Source organism: Streptococcus sp. C300, assembly GCF_000187645.1.
GTDB lineage: Bacteria > Bacillota > Bacilli > Lactobacillales > Streptococcaceae > Streptococcus > Streptococcus oralis_CQ.
On the sequence record NZ_GL732482.1, the window covers coordinates 1 to 724 of the forward strand.

Sequence of the window (724 nt, forward strand, 5' to 3'; positions counted from 1 at the left end):
ATCATAACCACCCGTCTAACGGGTGGTTTGCACCAGGGCTATAAGCCCAAATCACCAGCCAGCGCCTAAAGGCGCTGGCTTTCACGTTGTTCAAGCCTCATTGCTCTTGACTCGTCACTTGCCTCTTAAAGAGGCTTTAGTATTACTTACCACTATCCCTAAAGGGATCCTCATATTCTTTTACACTTAATTTATCTAGTGCTATATCATGCTTTTCCTGTTCTTGAATATATTTCTTAATTGTGGCTTCATTAAGCCCTACTGTACTTACATAATAACCTTCTGCCCAGAAATGCCGATTTCCAAACTTATACTTGAGGTTGGCGTGTTTATCAAACATCATGAGTGCACTTTTGCCTTTTAAATAACCCATGAAACTTGAAACACTTATCCTTGGTGGAATACTGACTAACATATGTACATGATCAGGCATTAAGTGACCCTCGATAATTTCAACACCTTTATAACTACATAAACGGTGGAATATTTCTCCCAAACTACTTCGATATTGATTATAAATGATTTTTCGTCTATACTTAGGGGTGAACACAATGTGATATTTACACATCCACTTTGTGTGTGATAAACTATGTGCCTTTTGTGCCATATTTTTCTCCTTTCGCTTTACAATTGGCTTGAACACCTTTATTGTATCGCGTTTGGAGTTTTTTTGGTATAACCTTCGTCGCGCACCCGCATAGCGGGTGGTTTACTTGTCTCGCAC

1 protein-coding gene is annotated in these 724 nt (G+C 39.4%); it reads right to left on the reverse strand.

The window, feature by feature from the left end; genetic code table 11:
- Positions 1–142 precede the first annotated feature (142 nt).
- Complete coding sequence (gene tnpA, locus HMPREF0849_RS10000; RefSeq protein WP_000057435.1) at positions 143–607, reverse strand: IS200/IS605 family transposase; 465 nt, start codon at positions 605–607, stop codon at positions 143–145.
- Between the last annotated feature and the right edge of the window lie 117 nt (positions 608–724).

What these genes read in the sequence shown, in the direction of transcription:
- tnpA (WP_000057435.1), bottom strand. Translation starts at nt 607, where the DNA reads ATGGCACAAAAGGCACATAGTTTATCACACACAAAGTGGATGTGTAAA.